Source organism: Acinetobacter pittii ATCC 19004 = CIP 70.29 (assembly GCF_000369045.1).
GTDB lineage: Bacteria > Pseudomonadota > Gammaproteobacteria > Pseudomonadales > Moraxellaceae > Acinetobacter > Acinetobacter pittii.
The window spans coordinates 280,475-295,855 of record NZ_KB849796.1 but is presented as its reverse complement, the minus strand read 5'-3'; the positions used below and the strand labels follow the sequence as shown (position 1 = coordinate 295,855).

At 38.1% G+C, this 15,381-nt stretch carries 10 protein-coding genes; 8 read left to right on the top strand and 2 right to left on the bottom strand.

The features are described from left to right. Nucleotides 1–51: 51 nt before the first annotated feature. The 4 genes from F928_RS17885 (at nt 52) to F928_RS17870 (ending at nt 5,100) form a co-directional block, all read left to right on the top strand. Entirely contained in the window at nt 52–384 is a 333-nt protein-coding gene (locus F928_RS17885) for a DUF485 domain-containing protein (RefSeq protein WP_000372818.1), read from the top strand. A gap of 1 nt (nt 385) precedes the next feature. Next, nucleotides 386–2,101, top strand: a complete 1,716-nt coding sequence (locus tag F928_RS17880; protein WP_005078627.1) for a cation acetate symporter — start codon at nt 386–388, stop codon at nt 2,099–2,101. A gap of 172 nt (nt 2,102–2,273) precedes the next feature. Next, entirely contained in the window at nt 2,274–2,966 is a 693-nt protein-coding gene (locus tag F928_RS17875; protein ID WP_005078625.1) for an ion channel, read from the top strand. A 166-nt stretch (nt 2,967–3,132) separates the two neighbouring features. Next, nucleotides 3,133–5,100: a BCCT family transporter gene (locus F928_RS17870; RefSeq protein ID WP_005078623.1), complete on the top strand. Its 1,968-nt coding sequence runs from the start codon at nt 3,133–3,135 to the stop codon at nt 5,098–5,100. A 60-nt stretch (nt 5,101–5,160) separates the two neighbouring features. Here F928_RS17870 and omp33-36 read toward each other — a convergent pair whose 3' ends face one another. Further along, nucleotides 5,161–6,060 (bottom strand): porin Omp33-36, encoded by a 900-nt coding sequence (gene omp33-36, locus F928_RS17865; RefSeq protein ID WP_005078620.1) that lies wholly within the window; start codon nt 6,058–6,060, stop codon nt 5,161–5,163. Between the two features lie 1,009 nt (nt 6,061–7,069). Here omp33-36 and F928_RS17860 point away from each other — a divergent pair. Together F928_RS17860 and F928_RS17855 are read left to right on the top strand one after the other, a co-directional pair. Further along, a complete protein-coding gene (locus tag F928_RS17860) occupies nt 7,070–8,779 on the top strand; it encodes a GGDEF domain-containing protein (protein WP_005078618.1) in 1,710 nt (569 codons plus the stop codon). An 83-nt stretch (nt 8,780–8,862) separates the two neighbouring features. Next, nucleotides 8,863–10,536 carry a P-loop NTPase fold protein gene (locus F928_RS17855; protein ID WP_002121918.1) on the top strand — a complete coding sequence of 558 codons (1,674 nt, stop codon included), beginning with the start codon at nt 8,863–8,865 and terminating at the stop codon, nt 10,534–10,536. Between the two features lie 71 nt (nt 10,537–10,607). Here the strand turns inward: F928_RS17855 and uvrA are convergent, their stop codons facing one another. Continuing rightward, complete coding sequence (uvrA, locus tag F928_RS17850) at nt 10,608–13,439, bottom strand: excinuclease ABC subunit UvrA (protein ID WP_005078614.1); 2,832 nt, start codon at nt 13,437–13,439, stop codon at nt 10,608–10,610. A gap of 296 nt (nt 13,440–13,735) precedes the next feature. Here uvrA and ydhM point away from each other — a divergent pair, with 296 nt between their 5' ends. Then, nucleotides 13,736–14,338 (top strand): TetR/AcrR family transcriptional regulator, encoded by a 603-nt coding sequence (gene ydhM, locus F928_RS17845; protein WP_002121948.1) that lies wholly within the window; start codon nt 13,736–13,738, stop codon nt 14,336–14,338. Nucleotides 14,339–14,341: 3 nt separating this feature from the next. Beyond that, nucleotides 14,342–15,319 carry a zinc-binding dehydrogenase gene (gene mecR / locus F928_RS17840; RefSeq protein WP_002122034.1) on the top strand — a complete coding sequence of 326 codons (978 nt, stop codon included), beginning with the start codon at nt 14,342–14,344 and terminating at the stop codon, nt 15,317–15,319. Nucleotides 15,320–15,381: the final 62 nt, after the last annotated feature.

Genomic DNA, 15,381 nt, shown 5'->3' with positions numbered 1-15,381 from the left:
AACTACTATTAAAAAAGTGACCAAGGTTGGGCACAGGCAAGGAGTTTGGTTATGGATCAGAGCCAAGTAGAACAGATTCTACGCAATCCAAAGTTTCAAAAGATGGTCAAGAAAAAAAGTGCATTAAGCTGGACGCTCACAATCATTATGTTAGTGCTTTATGTGGGCTTTATGCTACTTGTTGGCTACAACAAAGAATTTTTAATGAGTTCATTTAGTGGTGGTGTAACGACATGGGGTATTCCACTAGGCTTAGGAATTATTGTTTTATCTTTCCTACTGTGTGGCGTGTATTCCTATATCGCAAACAATACCCTTGACCAGTTGAGTGAAGAAGCGTTGAAGGAAGTTGAAGCCATCACGCATGAGAAAGGATTACACTAATATGAAATGGAATTCATTAAAAGCGAAAGCCTTATTGGCAGCAGCATCGCTATATTCAACTGTTGCTATGGCAAGCCCAGACTTAGGTGAAGCAGAGCAACAAGCCACTAACTGGCACGCTATCATCATGTTTGTCATCTTTGTTGGTTTCACTTTGTTTATTACTAAGTGGGCTGCAAAACAAACTCAATCAGCACAAGATTTCTATACCGCAGGGGGCGGAATCAGCGGTTTCCAAAACGGATTGGCAATTGCCGGTGACTATATGTCAGCAGCATCTTTCCTTGGTATTTCCGCGATGGTGTTTAGTTCGGGTTTTGATGGCTTACTTTATTCTCTTGGGTTTATGGTAGGTTGGCCAATCGTTTTATTCTTGGTTGCAGAGCGTTTACGTAACCTTGGTAAATATAACCTTTCAGATGTAGTGTCATTCCGTCTTGAAGAAAAACCAGTCCGTACCTTAGCTGCCTTGAGCTCGCTTGTGGTTGTCGCATTCTACTTGATCGCTCAAATGGTAGGAGCGGGCCAGCTCATCAAATTACTATTTGGTTTGAACTATAACATCGCTGTTGTCATCGTTGGTCTATTAATGATGGCATACGTAATTTTTGGTGGCATGTTGGCAACTACATGGGTACAGATCATTAAAGCGGTCATGTTACTCAGTGGTGCGACTTTCATGGCATTCATGGTGATGAAAGCGGTTGGTTTCAGCTTCAGCAACATGTTCACTCAATCAATTGAAGTATTCAGTAAAGTTCACAGCGTAAGCTTTGAAGAAGCTGCAAAAATTATGGGTCCGGGTAAACTTGCCGCAAACCCGATTGATGCATTGTCTCTTGGCTTGGCACTCATGTTTGGTACAGCGGGTCTTCCACATATTCTTATGCGTTTCTTCACTGTAAAAGATGCAAAAGAAGCGCGTAAATCGGTTGTGGTTGCGACAGGTTTCATTGGTTACTTCTATCTTTTAACTTTCATTATTGGTTTCGGTGCGATCCTTTTCGTATCAAACAACCCACAGTTCCTTGATGTTGCGAAAATGGCAGTATCAGGCAAGCTTGAACTTGTTGGTGGTAACAACATGGCAGCCGTGCATTTAAGTGATGCTTTAGGCGGTGACTTATTCATGGGCTTCATTTCAGCAGTAGCGTTCGCAACGATTCTTGCTGTTGTTGCTGGTTTAACACTTTCAGGTGCATCTGCAATCTCACATGACTTATACGCTAACGTATTCAAGAAAGGTCAAACGACTCCAGCTTCAGAACTTCGTATGTCAAAAATTGCGACACTTGGTTTAGCAATCTTTGCCATGATTTTGGGTATCTTGTTTGAAAAGCAAAACGTAGCATTCATGGTGGGCTTAGCGTTCTCTGTGGCATGTTGTGCAAACTTCCCAATTCTTGTTCTTTCAATGTTTTGGAAAGGTTTAACTACTCGTGGAGCAGTTATCGGTGGTGTGGTTGGTCTTGTAACAGCGGTAGTACTTATTGTTCTGTCTAAAGCGGTTTGGGTAGATACTTTAAAAATCTCTGATACACCAGTTAACCCATTCAATGGTCCTGCATTATTTGCGATGCCATTGTCATTCCTTTGCTGTTGGTTCTTCTCGGTGACTGACAACTCTGCACGTGCTAAAAAAGAGCGTGCTGCATTCGATGCCCAATATGTTCGTTCAATGACAGGTATTGGTGCTTCTGGTGCATCAGATCACTAAAATCAAAATGGATTAAATATCTATCTCATTAAAAGCCTTGCGGGGCTTTTTTTGTTGATCTCATACATTAAAGTGAAAGAAGCTCTTTAATAAAGAACAACTTGTTTGTCCTATTTTTTGTACAGTATGATTTCCTATAATTCAAAACATAATGAAAAAGGAAAATAATTAAATGCGATCTATTATGGACTTCTGGGCGAGCTTTCGACTGCTACCTTCTGCATGGTTGCTGCTTGTGCAATTTATCCTACTCATTTTGGCCATGCTCACTTTTCATGATGTATTTTACCGGACCCTAACGTGGGCTTTAGGAGTGCTTGCCCTACTTATTATTGCTAAGGTCATTCGTCAAACCCCAATGTTTACTTTTCTGGGATTAACTTTTGTCAGTGGAGCGATTATATCCTCCGTCTTTATTTTATTAGGCTATAACAATTTAACGATTCAGATTTTTGCCCATAGTTGTGAAGCGCTGGCTTACTTTTCGGCTGCTTACGGTTTATTTCGTTATATGTTTGCTGATCGATATTTAACAAGAGATGAATTATTTGCTGCTGCCGCGGTTTTTACTTTGCTAGCTTGGGGCTTTGCATTCCTCTACAACATTTGTCAGCTATTGATTCCTGCTAGCTTCCAAAATCCAAACAATGCTCATCATTTCCAGACGTGGTTAGATCTACTGTTCCTGAGCTTTAGCTTACAGTCAGCAACAGGCTTATCTGATTTAATGCCGCTTAGTCCACCAGCACGCGTTTTAGCCATGCTACAAATGTTTTGTGGCGTGATGTATCTCGCTTTGATTGTCACACGTTTAATTGCTCTACAGTACATTGCCCATCCAACAAAGAAGGATTCTGACAAATAAAGGAGAAGGTGTTTTAATTTTTTACACCTTTGTAACTGCAATATTATTTAAGTTTATTTAAAGTATTATCGGCTTTCTCTATTGAAAGATTTAACTTTGTTCATTCTGTGAATGTCTTTATTGGCTTTATGCCTATCACTTTTCATTAAAATAACATGGAGGAGTTATGCCTTCCAAACAACCAGGTTGGTTCGCAAACGTTAATCCTAACGTATTTTTTGGTACGGTCATTATTATTGCTTTGTTCTTGGCAGTTGTTGTGATCGCCCCGAGTTCTTTTGAACTTCTAACGCAGCAATTAAAACAATGGATCACCGATTCATTTAGCTGGTTTTATGTTTTATCTGTAGCCTTCTTTCTTATTTTATTGATTTATATCGCCTGTTCATCAATAGGTCGAATTAAATTAGGACCTGACCATAGTCAGCCTGAATATAATAATGGGTCTTGGTTTGCCATGCTGTTTACAGCAGGGATGGGTATCGGTCTCATGTTCTTCGGAGTTGCCGAACCTGTCATGCATTATGTTAATCCACCGAGTGGGGATGCTCAGACTATTGAGGCAGCACAGCAAGCATTAAGGGTGACCTTCTTCCACTGGGGCTTACATGCTTGGGCAATTTATGCATTAGTGGGACTATCTTTAGCTTATTTTGCTTATCGACATAATTTACCCTTAAAGACCCGTTCAGCCCTTTATCCTCTCATTGGTAAAAAGATTTATGGGCCTTGGGGCGACAGCATCGATATATTTGCGACTATTGGTACGGTATTTGGTGTAGCAACTTCTCTCGGATTCGGTGTTACCCAGATTAACTCTGGCTTGCATTATCTTTTAGGTATAGAGCAAAGCACTTATATACAGATTATTTTAATTGTCGTGGTGAGTATTTTGGCTTCTTTATCGGTCTTTTTAGGCCTTGATAAAGGGGTAAAACGCCTATCCGAATTGAATCTAGTTTTAGCCGTTATTTTATTAACCTTTGTTTTCATTTGTGGACCAAGCATTTATTTGCTTCAAACGACAATTCAAAATACAGGTCAGTATTTTTCTAATTTATTTACAATGACCTTCAACCTTTATGCTTACCAACCGAATGGCTGGATAGGTGGTTGGACAATTTTGTATTGGGCTTGGTGGATTTCTTGGTCACCATTTGTGGGTATGTTTATCGCAAGGGTTTCACGTGGACGCAGTATTCGAGAATTTATTGTAGGGGTTCTCCTCATCCCGACAGGCTTTACCATTATCTGGATGGGTTTTTTAGGAAACGCTGCGTTATTTAGCATTATTCATGAGCATCAAAACACTCTTATTCAGGCTGTTCAGCAAGACTCATCTGTAGCTCTATTTGAGTTTTTAGGTCACTTGCCGTGGTCAGGTGTTATGAATGTTTTAGCCACTGTGCTGGTTATTCTTTTCTTTGTGACCTCTGCTGACTCTGGAGCATTGGTAACAGACTACTTAACGTCAAAAACTGACAACTCACCGACTTGGCAACGTTTGTTCTGGACAGTACTGATGGCTGTACTCGCCATTATTTTATTGTTAGTCGGTGGTTTGGCTGCGCTTCAATCTTCAATCATTATGAGCGCATTGCCGTTTACTTTGGTTATGCTGTTCATGAGTTGGGGATTAATAAAAGCATTGCATCTTGATGTCACGAAAATGCAAGCCATTCAGGAAGCGCGCATTACGCCACGTGCTATTCATAATCCAAGAAGCTGGCAACAGCGGCTAGGTTTAATCATGCACTATCCTCATAGTGAAGAAGAGGTAAGAGAATATATCGAAAAACAAGTGGCTCGTGCGTTTGAAAATATCAAACATGAATTTAGACGCCGTCATTTAGAAGTTTCAATTACTCAACTTGAGGATGGGATGCAGCTTCGAGTCGATCATCACAATGAAATTAATTTTATTTATAAAGTTGTTTCACGTGAAACAGTGCCACCAAGTTTTTTAATTGGACGTACTGAAGCCGAAGATGGACAATATTTCCAAGCCGAAGTGTTTTTAAGAGAAGGTGGACAGAACTATGATGTAATGGATTGGACCCAAGAAGATTTAATTCAGGACATTATCGATCAGTATGAACGCCATTTATATTTCTTAAATATTGTACGAAGCTAAATTTAGCTGTAAAAAAAAGGACTCATTTGAGTCCTTTTTTAATTCGATTTCTAAATTAAATTAGAAACGGAATTTAGTATTTAAGCCGATAGTTTGTGTATCGTAGCTAGACTTTTTAACGTCAGCTTTCATGTACGATGCACCAACTGCTACAGCTGGAGTAATGAAGTAGTTTACGTTACCACCCCAAGCTTGACGGAATTCACCAAGGTCATTGCCTTTGATGTCAGCTGAACCATCGTTACCAACGAAAGAAGCGCCAACGCTTAACTTAGGAGTTAAGTAAAGGTCAGTTTTCAAACCGTATTGGTTTTCTTGACCGAAAGCACCAGCAGCTTCAAAACCAATTGCCATGTTAGTTCCATCGATTGGACCTACATATTTAGCACGAGCTGTAACAGCATCTTGGTCGTCTTGAATCGCAGCAGTTTGGTTCGCAGCAGTGTAGATACCGTTGCTGATGATACCGAAGTTATCTAAAGCGAATTGGTTAGCAACGCTTGTATAACCAACAGTCATCAAGAAGTTAGGTAACAACATAGCACCAACTTCTAATGCATAACGGTCGCCGTTGTCATCTTTAGAGAAGTTGTTTTTACCATCAACATCAGTGTGGTTATAAGTTGCGCTAGCATATACAGGAAGGTAAGGAGTAGGAACGTAAGCCTCACCTTTAACACCGTATGTACCTACGTGGTAGTTTACGTTGTTTTGGTCATACTGTTGGTAGCTATAACCTAAAGATACGCTAGAAGCTTGGTTCAAGAAAGCTGCTTCAGCTAAAGGACCCTTAGCGGTATCAACATTTTTTAAATAGAATGTACCAGCAACGTCACCAGTGAAGTTTTTATCGTTTGCAGTTGTGTCAACATATTCAGATTGACCTTGAACTTCAAATTGATAAGCATGAGCACCGGTCATGGCTAATAATACAGCAGTGGCTAAACCAAGTTTTTTCATAATCATTTCCAGCATTAACAAGAGATAAAGCTGGGGTCATTGTATTGTAACAATTTATGAAGTCAATAATCTAGAAAAGGTAATGTTAAAGATATTTGACACTTATGTTAAAATTGGTGAAAAACTAATCAAATGAAAAGTGGTTTGTCAACCTGATAAAAAAATGAACATTTACAATAAGCTAATAATTATATTTCATTAAGAATTAAGAAGTAAATGTTAAAAAGATATTACAATTGTGATTGGAAAAATAGATTGCATTAATCGGTTTTAACATTCACAAAAATATAGCTGTGTTTACAATATGAATAAAAAATCGCCATTTTATTGTCAAATTCGTTTTATTTTGAGGAATAGTTAACAATATTTGGATTAGTTTAACTAAAAAATTTAACTATTCTTAATTATTATATAAGTGAATAAAATAAAAGAAATCTCTATTTTAAGTTGAAAAAACGATTAAAATTTTAATCCTGATTAATTTAATCAACTTTACAAAGGTAGAAGTAAATCACATAATTCGATTGCAAAGTTCACTGCCTAACGTTTTTTAGGATTTAAAGTGTTTGCCCAGATACGATGTGTAGAACACATCAGATTTTACGAGCTCAGCTTTCCCCAAGGTTGAGCTTTTTTTTATCTGTAAGAAAATCTAAAAATTAAAATAAGAGTTATGTGAATTTTATTGAAAAAATAAGAGGCCAAAAAGAGCCCAGCTTAAAGCTGGGCAGTGGATGCTGGGAGAGGCATCCAAGAGGACAAGTAAATACTGTTTTTACTATCATGATTAAAAATCTTTAATCTGTAAAATAGAGTTTTTTTATAAAAAGCATTCAATTTTTCGATTCATTTGTTATTTAAGCTGACAAAATTTAGGGATCGTATAATTATTAAAAAAGAAATGAAGGGGTTAATGATGAAATTTTAGTTATTAAAATGCTAGGATGGATTTAAGCCTAATTTATATCGTATTAAAAATGGCAGGACATTTACGGAGTACCAGCTAGAAATGTCAGGATTACGTTCAGAGCATATTAGTAATCGACTGTTCTTTTTTATGCTGGTTATTATTTTATCTTTATTATTCATGGCAGTACCTCTTATTGTGGGAAGCTATCAGGATTATATAAAAACTAGACAAGCCCTAGCTGAAATAAAAAGTTTAAGAGCAGTAGCCGATATTGCCTATAAAGTTTCTAAGGAACGTGCTCCTGCTAATAAAATGATGTCGAGTGGTCCTCATGATTTGGTAAAAAATCAGCAAGAATTAAAAAAATTTCGTTTAATCGTTGATGCGCAAATTGATACAAGCATTTTAATTTTAAAACAAGCTGGTTATGTTTCCTTAGCAAATGAGCTCCAAACCAATTTCAAAGAAAATCTTAGACAAGCCCGACGTGTCGTTGATTATTACGGTGAAACTCCATATACAGCAAGAACTTCTGTTCAACTGGATAATGCCATTTTAGGAATGTTTGGCGCATGGGATAATTGTAGGGAAATACTGCAAAAACTAATGTTGCAGTTAAAAAGTAAAGACAGCCGCATTTCTAATTATTTTACGCTTATTATTGTGCTGACTGATATGCGTGATCAGGCTGGGCGTATGGCATCTAACATTATTGCTCCCGTCAGTTTTAATGAAGAGATTCCAAGTAATAATCGTGCTCGTTCTCTACAAACTCAACATCAAGCTAGATATTTATGGATTTTGGTCGATACCTTGCAGCCTGAACAGGCAAAAACACCAGAATATCGTCGGTTATATTCTAGAGTGAAAACAGAGTTTATAGATCAGGGTATTCCGATTGTAGAAAGGCTATTAGAAGAAAGCCAAAAGGGCGAACCATATTTTTTAAGTGGTACACAGTTAACCGAAGCAATTGTAGGTAAATTTACCACTGTGGTTGATTTGCAGAGTTATATTCTTAATGAGAGTGTAGTCATTGCCACTCAAGAAAATGCAATTGCTCGAAATGGTTTCTTTTTAACTTTATTTATTTCTCTAATTTCTTTGGCTACAGCATTACTTACTCTGATATATGCTCAAAGACGAGTATTTTCGCCTTTAATTAAAGCGAGAACTTTAATTTTAGATTTATCGCATAGTTCTGATCATTGTAAAGATGAGATGAATGTCACCACCAAAGGTGAATTTTTTTCTCTATTTGAAGCAATTGACCGATTACAACGTATGTTGCAACAACGCGACGCTTTTGAATTTCAGTTAAAGAACATTGCCAATACTGATCCACTCACTGGAGTGTCCAATCGTTTAGCTTTATCTGAATATTTAAAAATAGTTGAAAGTTATCCTCAAAAATTCACGCAGACCTGTTTAATGATTATCGATATTGATCGTTTTAAACAGGTGAACGACGAATATGGGCATATCGTAGGTGATCGCGTCATTGTCAGTATTGCCGAGCAATTAAAGCAAAATATTCGAAGTTCGGATTTAATTGTTCGTTATGGAGGTGATGAATTTTTAATATTGCTAGAGCAAGTACAATTTGTAGATGCTCGTCTTTTAGCAGAGAAAATTCGGATTGCGATTTCTTTAGAAGAGATTTGTTTATCTGGTTCAGATGAAAAATTGCATGTCTCTGTCAGTATTGGTTTTGCTATCGGAGCGGCGAGTTGGATTGAGCTTTTAGAGAAAGCTGATCGTTCACTATTAAGAGCTAAGGCCCGAGGTCGGAATGCAGTTGAGGGGTAGATCAAACCCTTATGGACCTTATTTTGAAAAATCAAATTATCTGTGGTTTATTAGATATCTATTGGTTTGAAATATACTGAATTATGAATATATTAGATAAAGAACAAAGATTAAAAGAATTATTAGAAACTAATATCAAAAATGAAAAAATTGGTACAGCAATTGCTATTACAGGACCTTGGGGAGTTGGTAAGACTTTTTTTTGGAAAAAGTTTATAGAAAGGGATAACTTTAAAAAGAAATATGTATACGTATCATTATTTGGTCTTCAGTCATTGAGTGATTTGAAAACGCATATTTATTGCAATATCGAAAATAATCATTCCACTTTAGAAATTCCTAGATGGGTTCGAGGATTACCTTCTATTTTTAAAGATACAAGAGTTTCACACTTTGGTTTGAGTATTCCTACCAAAATTTTTGATAGTTTGATGTTTAATCAGGTCAAAGATGCCATCATTTGCTTTGATGACTTCGAGCGAATGTCTGATAAATTAGATATTAAAGATGTTATGGGTTTGGCAAACTATCTAAAATTAGAAAAAAATTGTCAAATTATTTTGATCTTAGATGAAGATAAAACAGAGGCTGAAAATAAGAATAAATATGGTGATTACAAAGAGAAGTTAGTTGATGAAACAATAATCTTAAACTCTGTTGAACCTTTGATTCGGGAAAATACTAAAGGTATCGATGAGAAATTAATTAACCTAATGATTGATTTTGCTGAAAAATTAGAAATTCATAATTTTCGCTTCTTTCAAAAAGTGATTAAATTATTTCGACACTTTCTTACTGAGCTAACAAAAGATATTGCCTATTCAACAAAAGAAATTATCTTAATTCGGATTTTACAAGGTTACTTAATTCAAGATTTTCCAAACTTTGAATATAGTTGGGATGATTGTAAATATGTTACCGAAAAGGAGAGAGAAGCTTGGAGCCCTATAAAGAAACAAATTTATGAAAAATTACAAAATATATCTTACTCATTCAATCGTGAGGACGAGTGGTTAATCGAATTTAAAAAATGGTTCGAGCAGCGAGATATTATTAATTTTAATGAATTAAATAGGTTAGCTAATTCTGAGTTAATTTCTGATGAAAATCAAAATATTAGGAATAAGATTTGGAGGATTTTTGAAAAACGACATGATTTGGAGTTAGATGAGAAGGATCTTGAATACATTGCTTCATTAGAGGTTAAATATTTAGCAATAGAGGGATTTCACAATTCTGCATTTATGTATGAAATTCTGCATAAATATTTACCGACTTACGATAAAGCTGAACAGTTTAAAGCAGGAATCATAAGCTATATTCACTCAGACTTATCAAGATCGATTACACATGCAAATAAAGAGCGACAATTATGGGGTTATGAAAGTAATATTTTTTATAGGTATATTGATGATCTAGCTAAAAATCATGTTGAAGAAAAAACTTTAAGTGAGATCGCGTCTTATTTTTTAAAGTGGGGTAATTTTAAAAGTGAAAATGATAAGGATCAGTTACGAAAATTTTCATTTGATGAATGGTTTAAATATTTGACTGAAGAAATTTATCAGGAAACTTTTTTCATTGAAGGAAATGATAGCCTAATACAGTATTTAAAAAGATTATATTTAATAACAAGGGAAGATGATTCTATAGATTCAATAATTGTAAGGGTTCTACAGAAAATTGGTCAGGAATCAGAATTTAAAAAAAGATATATGCAGGATATTATTGAAAATCATTTAATGACAAAGACTTAAAGAATTTATTATCCATTTTCTTCTAACCTCACACATTAAAGAACGAAGTTAGAAGAAAAGGAGTCAGAAAATTACTTCAACATCGGTTTTAAGAAACGACCTGTGTGGGAAATCTCAACCTCAGCCACTTGTTCAGGTGTACCTTCGGCAATGATCATACCACCGCCTGAGCCACCTTCAGGGCCTAAGTCCACAACCCAGTCGGCTGTTTTAATGACGTCAAGGTTATGTTCAATCACCACAATGGTATTACCTTTGTTACGTAGCTCATGCAAAATGTCGAGTAACTTGGCAATATCATGGAAATGTAGACCTGTTGTTGGTTCATCCAAGATATAAAGTGTTTTACCCGTATCACGTTTAGCTAACTCACGTGCGAGTTTTACACGCTGTGCTTCACCACCAGAGAGGGTGGTTGCAGCTTGACCTAAACGAATATAGCCTAAGCCCACCTGAGTTAAGGTTTCTAAGCGGCGGTGGATGACTGGAATGGCACTAAAGAATTCAGCGGCATCTTCAACAGTCATTTCTAGAACATCAGAAATGTTTTTGCCTTTATAGCCCACTTCAAGCGTTTCACGGTTATAACGTTTACCATGACACGCATCGCATGGAACATACATATCTGGTAGGAAGTGCATTGCGACTTTAATCATGCCGTCGCCTTCACAGGCTTCACAGCGTCCGCCTTTTACGTTAAACGAGAAACGACCCGCACTATAACCACGCGCTTTCGCTTCTGGGGTTTGAGCAAATAACTCACGGATTGGCGTAAATAACCCTGTATAAGTCGCTGGGTTAGAACGCGGTGTACGGCCAATCGGGCTTTGGTCAATATCAACAACTTTATCTAGATGTTGAAGTCCATCAATTGAGTCAAACTTTTCAGCGGTTAAAGTTGTTGCGCCATTGAGTTGGGTTGCTGCTAATGGAAGCAAAGTACGGTTAATCAGCGTTGACTTACCTGAACCTGAAACGCCAGTCACACAAGTCATAATGCCGAGTGGAATCGTTAAATCGACATTTTTTAAGTTATGACCTGCTGCACCTGAAAGTTTGATGACTTCATCTGGACGTGGTGATTCAGTACGTTTTTTTGGCACTTCAATTTTGAGTTTGCCAGAAAGATACTGTCCTGTAAGTGAGTCGGCATGTTTAGCCAATTCATCATACGTACCTTCAGCAATAATTACACCACCGTGTACACCAGCACCAGGACCGATATCAATAATATGGTCAGCAGCACGAATCGCATCTTCATCGTGTTCAACGACTAATACTGTGTTACCTAAATCACGTAAGCGAATGAGGGTTTGTAATAAACGATCGTTATCGCGTTGATGTAGACCAATTGATGGTTCATCAAGAACATACATGACGCCCATCAAACCTGCACCAATCTGCGAAGCTAAACGGATACGCTGTGCTTCACCACCAGATAGGGTTTCGGCAGAGCGAGCTAGACTTAAATAGTTAAGTCCCACACTCACCAAGAAGTGTAGACGTTCACGAATCTCTTTAAAGATTTTATCTGCGATTTCGCCTTTAGCACCTTCAAGATTTAGGCCTTGATAGTAGCTTTCAGCATCACCAATTGACATGCGGGTAATGTCAGCAATGGTTTTATCTTTCACACGAACGTTGCGTGAAATTTCATTAAGACGTGAACCATCACATGCATCACACGCTGCATTAGAAAGGTACTGAGCTAAATCATCTCGTACATAGTTACTTTCAGTTTCACGATAACGGCGCTCAAGATGAGGCAAGATTCCCTCAAACGGTTGTACGCGAGTGTGTTTACGGCCACGTTCGTCGATATAGCTTAAATCGACTTTTTCTTTACCTGTACCTTGTAAGAATTTCTTTTGAGTATCTTTATCTAGCTGATTCCAAGGCGTATCAAGTTGAAAACCAAAATGATCGGCAACTTTTTGCAGCATCGAATAATAATATGGACGCTGACGATCCCATCCACGGATCGCGCCTTCACTAATCGCAAGATCAGGATTTGGAATCAGTTTTTCAGAGCTAAAATGACTACGGGTACCTAAACCATCACAAACAGGGCAGGCACCGAAAGGGTTGTTAAATGAAAACAAACGTGGCTCAAGCTCTGCGACAGCGCGATCACATTCTGGACATGAGTGTTTTGCAGAAAAAACACGATCAGGATGTTCACCATTCATCCATGATAAAACAGCAATATCGCCACCTAAACGTAGTGCGGTTTCAAATGATTCAGCAATACGGTTACCTAAGTCTTCACGTACTTTGAAGCGGTCAACAACGACTTCAATGGTATGTTTTTTCTTTTTGTCGAGCTCTGGTGGTGTATCAATATCAATGATTTCACCATCCACACGAGCACGAACAAAACCTTGGCCTTGTAGTTGTTCGAACAGGTTACTGTACTCACCTTTACGCTCACGAACGACAGGGGCAAGCAACATGAGTGCTGTGCCTTCTTCAAGCGTTTTTACCGCATCGACCATTTCAGAAACAGTTTGCGCGACCATCGGCAAATCATGTTCTGGGCAGTAAGGCGTGCCGACACGTGCATAAAGCAAACGCAAATAGTCATAAATTTCGGTAATCGTACCAACTGTTGAACGTGGGTTATGACTGGTAGATTTTTGCTCAATGGCAATCGCTGGTGATAAACCTTCAATCGAGTCAACTTCAGGTTTTTCCATTTGCGATAAAAACTGACGGGCATATGCCGAAAGTGATTCGACATAACGGCGCTGTCCTTCGGCATACAAGGTATCAAAGGCAAGAGAAGATTTTCCTGAACCTGATAGCCCCGTAATTACCACAAATTTGTCGCGTGGAATATCGAGTGACACATTTTTTAAGTTATGGGTGCGTGCGCCTCGAATACGGATATGACTTTGGCTCATAAAACATCTCAATTGTGTATTGATGAAAATTTAGGTGTTGAGTGATCAGCCGCAGGGAGGTGTGACTGGTTATAAACAACAGACCCTATATATGATAACGATTTAAAATTGTTCAAGTGGTATAAAATGATTTAAAGCGACAAATTGTGACGGTTAAACGACAAACGACAAAATTTGTTTAATTAAGCAGGTTGTATTTTTAACATTCCTCATTCTACATTTCTACTCTAAGCAAATTTTAACCAGCAACATAATTTTACTAGACGACTGGTCTAATAGTTGTTTATGATGAATGCATGAAACGATTAAATAAAAGCGAAACCACACGACAACACATTTTAGATACCAGTTTTGAACTGGTGCTACATAAAGGTTTTGTCGGTGTTGGTTTGCAAGAAATTTTAAAGGCTTGTGACGTACCTAAAGGTTCGTTCTATCACTACTTTGCTTCAAAAGAGGCGTTTGGCTGTGCGTTGCTCGAGCAATACATGGCCAATTATAAAGTCCGTATGGAACAGCTTTGGCAGCACAGTGAGCAAAGTGCCCATGCCCGTTTAATGGCTTTATGGCAGGCGTGGATTGATGATCCGGTAAACGGTAGTTGGGCTGAAAACTGCTTGATTGTGAAATTGGCAGCCGAAGTTTCGGACTTGTCAGAAGATATGCGCCAAATTCTCAATGACGGTGTGCACAAACTAATCCAACGTTTGGCTTTACTACTCAAAGAAGGGCAACAAGAAGGATCAATTCCAAAACATATTGAACCTTTGAAAACTGCGCAAGTCATGTATCAGCTATGGTTAGGTGCTGCTTTACTTACAAAATTGTCGCAAGACAAAGCACATCTACATCTAGCTTTAGAAACGACTCAACAACTCTTAAAACCGATAGAGGAATAAAGCATGCGAAGTATTATCCATCGTAATTTTGGCGAACCTGTAGACGTTTTAGAGCAGGCGGATATGCCAAAGCCTGAACCAAAAGCAGGCGAAGTGCGTATTAAAACCATCATGTCTCCGATCCATAATCATGATGTATGGACAGTACGCGGAAGCTATGGCTATAAACCAACCTTACCTGCGATTGGTGGCAGTGAGGCAGTTGGTATTGTAGATGCGTTGGGTGAAGGTGTTGAACATGTACAGGTAGGGCAACGTATTGCTGTTGCGGCTGTGCATGGCAGTTGGGCTGAATACTTTATTGCGCCTGCTCAAGGGATTATTCCACTCAATAATGAAATTGATGATGAAACAGCAGCACAACTGATTGGTATGCCAATTAGTGCACTCATGCTACTCGACTTTGTAAATGTTCAACCGGGACAATGGCTCATTCAAAACACGGCGAATGGTGCAGTCGGTAAAACAGTTGCCATGATTGCACAGGCACGTGGCTTACCTGTGATTAATCTGGTTCGTCGTACTGATGCAATTGCCGAGATGCAAGCATTAGGTATTCAACATGTTGTGGCAACTGATCAGCCGAACTGGAAAGAGCAAGTTAAACAGATTCATGGTGACCAACCTCTTATTGCCGGTGTGGACTCGATTGGTGGAACCGCAAGTGGCGAAATGCTGAATTTACTCAGTGAAAATAGCCTGCTCGTTTCGTTCGGTAGTATGACTGGCGAAACCATGCAGATTTCATCGGGTGATCTAATTTTCAAACAAGCGACAGTAAAAGGTTTCTGGGCGAGTGTGGTTAATAAAGAAATGCCAGCTACTCGTAAAAAAGAACTGATCGTTGAGCTGCTAACATTAGCGACTCAGAAAAAATTAATCTTGCCTGTAGAAGGTTTATTTAGTTTTGATGAGATTAAAATTGCGGCTCAAAGAGCAACGCAAGGCGCTCGTCAAGGCAAAGTATTATTAAAGCCGTAAAACACTAAAAGATCAGTCGAGAGACTGATCTTTTTTCATATCTTTAAAATAAAAAGGAAAAT

Excerpts from the sequence above, each read along its gene's own strand:
- omp33-36 (WP_005078620.1), bottom strand. The coding sequence starts at position 6,060 with ATGAAAAAACTTGGTTTAGCCACTGCTGTATTATTAGCCATGACCGGT.
- uvrA (WP_005078614.1), bottom strand. The coding sequence starts at position 13,439 with ATGAGCCAAAGTCATATCCGTATTCGAGGCGCACGCACCCATAACTTA.
- F928_RS17885 (WP_000372818.1), top strand. The coding sequence starts at position 52 with ATGGATCAGAGCCAAGTAGAACAGATTCTACGCAATCCAAAGTTTCAA.
- F928_RS17880 (WP_005078627.1), top strand. The coding sequence starts at position 386 with ATGAAATGGAATTCATTAAAAGCGAAAGCCTTATTGGCAGCAGCATCG.
- mecR (WP_002122034.1), top strand. The coding sequence starts at position 14,342 with ATGCGAAGTATTATCCATCGTAATTTTGGCGAACCTGTAGACGTTTTA.
- ydhM (WP_002121948.1), top strand. The coding sequence starts at position 13,736 with ATGAAACGATTAAATAAAAGCGAAACCACACGACAACACATTTTAGAT.
- F928_RS17860 (WP_005078618.1), top strand. The coding sequence starts at position 7,070 with ATGTCAGGATTACGTTCAGAGCATATTAGTAATCGACTGTTCTTTTTT.
- F928_RS17875 (WP_005078625.1), top strand. The coding sequence starts at position 2,274 with ATGCGATCTATTATGGACTTCTGGGCGAGCTTTCGACTGCTACCTTCT.
- F928_RS17870 (WP_005078623.1), top strand. The coding sequence starts at position 3,133 with ATGCCTTCCAAACAACCAGGTTGGTTCGCAAACGTTAATCCTAACGTA.
- F928_RS17855 (WP_002121918.1), top strand. The coding sequence starts at position 8,863 with ATGAATATATTAGATAAAGAACAAAGATTAAAAGAATTATTAGAAACT.